The organism is Mesorhizobium sp., from assembly GCF_024509055.1.
Classification (GTDB): domain Bacteria; phylum Pseudomonadota; class Alphaproteobacteria; order Rhizobiales; family Rhizobiaceae; genus Mesorhizobium.
Genome location: NZ_JANINM010000129.1, coordinates 1 through 4,381, shown reverse-complemented (window position 1 = coordinate 4,381; position 4,381 = coordinate 1). Strand labels below are relative to the sequence as shown.

Below are 4,381 nucleotides of genomic sequence, written 5' to 3'. Positions count from 1 at the left end.
AAGACTTCCGTGTGGCGATCGACATCGGCCGGCGATGTCGCCGGGCACATCAGGAACATGGTGTGGAACGGCGTCACCAATATGCCTTCGTTCATGTAGAAGGCGTGCAGCAAGGTCTCGAGATCGCCGCGCCGGCCGGCGATGACGTCGGCGCCGCTGCGTGGCGGCCTGGACATGAACATGATCTCGGCGCGGGCGCCCACCTGCGTCACATGCCAGGGCAAGTCGTTGGTTCGAATGACGCCCCATGCCGCCTCTGCGAGGCGCGTGGCGTTGGCGATCATCAGTTCGAAATTGGCTGGCGTCAGCACCTCTTCCAGCACGGCACGCATGGTGGCGACGGTGAGCGCGTTGCCGGCCAGCGTGCCGCCGATGCCGAGATGCGCCGACTGGCGCACACGCGGGTTGACCATCGGCACGATTGCCCAGAGTCGCTCGGCGATTTCCTGCGAGACGCCGAAGATGCCGGCCGGAATGCCGCCGGCGATCGCCTTGCCGGCAACGAGGATATCCGGCTCCAGGCCGTGCAGGGCGGTATAGCCGCCCGGGCCACTGGAGATCGTGTGCGTCTCGTCGATGATGAGCACCGTGCCGGTGCGACGGGTGATATCGCGCAGCGCCGTATGGAAGCCTTCGGCGACCGGGATCATGCCGAAATTGGTCATCAGCGGCTCGGTCAGCACGCAGGCGACATCACCATGCGAGAGCGCTTCCTCGAGCGCCGCCACATCGTTGAACTCGACCACCCGGGAGACGGCGGAATGATCGACGCCGTTCGGATGGATCATGTTGCGCATGCCGATCTTGCCGTCGCGGATCTCGACATGCGCTTCCTCGACGCCGCCGTGATAGCAGCCGGAGAAGACCAGCACCTTGGGGCGGCCGGTGATCATGCGCGCGATGCGGATGGCGCCGCGATTGGCGTCGGTGGCCGAAGTCGTCAGCGTCCAGTAAGGCAGGCCGAAGCGGCGCTCCAATTCAGCGCCGACCCAGAGGCTGTCCTCGGTGGGCAGCATCATGGTGGTGCCGTTTTGCAGCTGGTGAAACGCGGCGCGCGTCACCGCCTCGGGCGCGTGGCCGCACATGCCGCCGGTGTCGCCGAGCGCGAAGTCGACATAGTCGTGGCCGTCGATGTCATGGATATGCGCGCCGCGCGCGGAAGCCGCATAAACCGGAAAGCCGCCGGCCCAGCGCCGCATCCAGTGCGACGGCCCGCCATAGAGGAAATGCTTCCTGCCCTCTTCCCAGGCCGCCGCCGAGCGGGGATGCGTGTCAAGGAAACGCGCCTGCTCGCGGTCAAGCAGCTCTTCGATCGTCGCGGGTTGCGAATCTCTTCTGCTGGCAGCCGTCACGGCGCTGAACTCTCCCTGGCGCACTTTTCTTGGGCGCTTTGTGTTCCCAAGTCGGTTCATTATTTGAACCGACGGTTTGTATGTTGTAGAGAGATTGCCGGGCAGATCAGCTTCTGTCAAGTTAATTCACATGCGAAGTATCTCGGAGATTTCCAATGAGCACGGTGGGCAAGGCGGCGTCGCTGCTGGAGCTGTTCACGCTCCGTGAGCCTGAGATCGGGCTATCCGACCTTGCCCGCAAGGCTGGCCTCGACAAGGCTACGACCAGGCGGCTTCTGATGGCGCTCGCTGCGCACCGGTTGATCGAGCAGGAGCCGCATAGCCGCCGCTACCGGCTGGGCGCCGGCCTGTCGCGGCTCGCCCGCATCCGTGACGCGCATTTCCCGTTCGTGCGGCTCGCCGCGCCCGTGATCCGGGAGTTGTCGCTCGAGACCGGCGAGACGGTGCATCTGTCGGAATTCAGCGCCGGCGCGTTGCTGACCGTGCATGTCGAGCTTTCGGCCAAGGCCAATCGCGTCAATGTCGATGTCGGCCAGGTGCTGCCGCTGCACGGCACGGCGTCCGGAATTGCCTTCCTCGCCGCTTCGCGCCTGGAGGCGGTGAGTGCCTATCTCGAAAAACCGCTGCAAGCCTTCACGCCGCACACCATGACGCGTCCGGACGATCTGGTGAAAGCCATCGCCCTCGCCGTCTCGCGCGGCTATTCACGCGGTGCGCAGGGCTATGAGGAAGGCGTACACAGCATCGGCGCCGCCATCCTTGGCGCCGACGGCAATCCGATCGGGGCGCTGGCGGTGGCCTCCCCCGTCTCGCGTGTCGATGACATAGTCGCGGCAAGCCAGGGAGAGGCTGCGTCCAGGGCGGCGCGGCTGGTCTCCGCGCGGCTGACCGGAGAGGCGTAAAACCTACTCGTTCGTACGTCCCGGACAACTATATTTCATAGGTCGCTATTGAGTGGGGAGAGACCTAGCCGAGTATCCTTATTGGCAGGTCCCGGACGCTTAGTGTGGCCAAGGAAAGTCAGGCAAGCAGTCAGGATCAGCGCCTTGAGTGCGAAACAAATCGGTGTTTCAAATGATCTGCCAGCCATTTTCTAGCCCTCTCAATCCAGCGACGGAGAGCCAGCCTTGAGGTTGACGGATTTGATCCCCGCGCTTGTGGGAGACTACTTGACCTATTTGAGCTTCGGGGTTTCCGGGGGAGCGACGTCTGCCGGAACCTTCGCCCTTAACAAGCTCCTTGATGCGCGGGTAACTCGTGCACGAGACATTTTGATTGAAGAATTGAAACTCGGATCAAAGCAGAGTGCAGACATCGCACCCGAGGATGCAGCAGCTGTCACCATGCGCTATATGCGGGCAGCGATAGAGGGAACGGCACGGTTGAATCTTCGATTGCTTGCCGCAGTCGCTGCCGGACAACCCGCCTCACCCTCCTTCTATCCGGACGAATTCCTGGCGATCGCGGATAGTCTTGCGAGCCTGCGACGCGAAGAGGTCATCCTGCTTGGCGTTATCCAGCGGCAAGCAAGAAAGTTTGATTTCAAGATACCAAACGACGGTAACTTCTGGTTAGCGTGTTTGGCCATTCTTCACAACGAACACGGAATTTCCCGGGATGACGCCGACGGCTACGCAGCATCATGCTTGCGGAGCGGATTCGTCACCAATTTAGGCGGCCTCTACGGCATGGGGCATGCGTACATGCCATCAGCGCGAATGAAATCATTTGACAAGATCATGGACGTGGAAGGGGTCATGCAGCGACATACTCGTGCCGAACCTTCTGCGGGCAGTTAAGTTTGTCTGGAGCGCCGCGCGGCGTCTCGGCTTCTACGAGATAGATCGGGCCCTGAATTTCGCGCTCCTTCAAGGCTCAAGGTGAGCGTGATCACCATGCCCTTCCGCTCCTGCGTTCCATACCGTTAACCACACCACCCAACCAGTGAACATCGTTCATTTTTCTCTTGAACGCCGTTCACGATGTGCTATTGTGCACCTATGAACAATGTTCATGGAGGAGCGCGGCGGACGTAGGTGCGCCGCGACGGAGGAGCGCCGGTTGATCGTATACGCCTGGAACAGGCAGACGCCGGCATAAACAAGCCAGGAACCGAAGGATCATATCGATGATCACCGACAGCCGCGCGCGCAAGTTCTCGAGCGCCTTCAAAACGACAGACAGAAGACGCGATACGCCAAGAACAAGAAACAAATGGATTGGAATCAATCTCAGTAACGAAGCTTAATCCCCTTTCCGATACAACGAGGCTCAAACCGTGCAAGTGTCCGCCCAATCCATTTGGATTTCTGACGGGCTTGCCCAATGGAAGTTGCCATGAACGACCATCTTATGATGTCTAGGCGCTTTGCGCCGCTCTTCTGGACGCAATTCCTTTCGGCCTTCAATGATAATTTCCTGAAGAACACGCTGGTGTTCCTCATTCTGTTCACGCTGGCGAAGGACCAGGCGGCGTCACTGGTGACCCTGGCGGGCGCAATCTTCATGGCGCCGTTCCTGCTGCTTTCCGCGCTTGGCGGCGAGATCGCCGACCGCTTCGACAAGGCGCTGATCGCCCGCCGGCTGAAATTCACCGAGATCGCCGCGGCGGCGGTCGCTGTCGTCGGCATCGCGCTGTCTTCGATTCCCGTGCTGATGACCGCGCTGCTGATGTTCGGCATCATCTCGGCGCTGTTCGGGCCGATCAAATACGGCATCCTGCCGGACCATCTCGAGCGCAAGGAACTGCCCAAGGCCAACGCCTGGATCGAATCGGCGACCTTCGCCGCGATTCTCGGCGGCACCATCGCCGGCGGCGTCGTCTCCGCCGACGGCATCGGCGTCGTCGTGTTCGGGCCGATCATGATGGCATTGGCGGTCGGCTGCTGGCTCGTCAGCCGCTACATCCCGTCGACGGGTTCGGCGGCGCCCAACCTCGTCATCGACAAGAAAATCTTCCGCTCGACCTGGCGCCAGGTCAGCGAATTGCGCACCGACACGCGCATCTGGCGCGCCGGCCTGATGACCTC

Annotated in this window: 4 protein-coding genes; 3 read left to right on the top strand and 1 reads right to left on the bottom strand. The window is 61.6% G+C overall.

Annotation, left to right across the window (positions count from 1 at the left end):
• On the bottom strand, nt 1-1,352 hold a 1,352-nt coding region (locus Q0L57_RS06950; RefSeq protein WP_296739951.1), incomplete at its 3' end, for a transaminase.
• 155 nt (nt 1,353-1,507) lie between these two features.
• Between Q0L57_RS06950 and Q0L57_RS06945 the strand changes: the two genes are divergently transcribed.
• The 3 genes from Q0L57_RS06945 to Q0L57_RS06935 all read left to right on the top strand — a co-directional run.
• Nucleotides 1,508-2,254 (top strand): IclR family transcriptional regulator, encoded by a 747-nt coding sequence (locus Q0L57_RS06945; protein ID WP_296739949.1) that lies wholly within the window; start codon nt 1,508-1,510, stop codon nt 2,252-2,254.
• A 267-nt stretch (nt 2,255-2,521) separates the two neighbouring features.
• Nucleotides 2,522-3,151, top strand: coding sequence for a hypothetical protein (locus tag Q0L57_RS06940; RefSeq protein ID WP_296739946.1), 630 nt, complete (start codon nt 2,522-2,524; stop codon nt 3,149-3,151).
• Nucleotides 3,152-3,689: 538 nt separating this feature from the next.
• Nucleotides 3,690-4,381 (top strand): MFS transporter (locus tag Q0L57_RS06935; RefSeq protein ID WP_296739943.1); only part of this gene is annotated, 692 nt, incomplete at its 3' end.

Bases quoted from the DNA above. Each gene is read 5' to 3' on its own strand.
- Q0L57_RS06945 (WP_296739949.1), top strand. From the start codon at position 1,508: ATGAGCACGGTGGGCAAGGCGGCGTCGCTGCTGGAGCTGTTCACGCTC.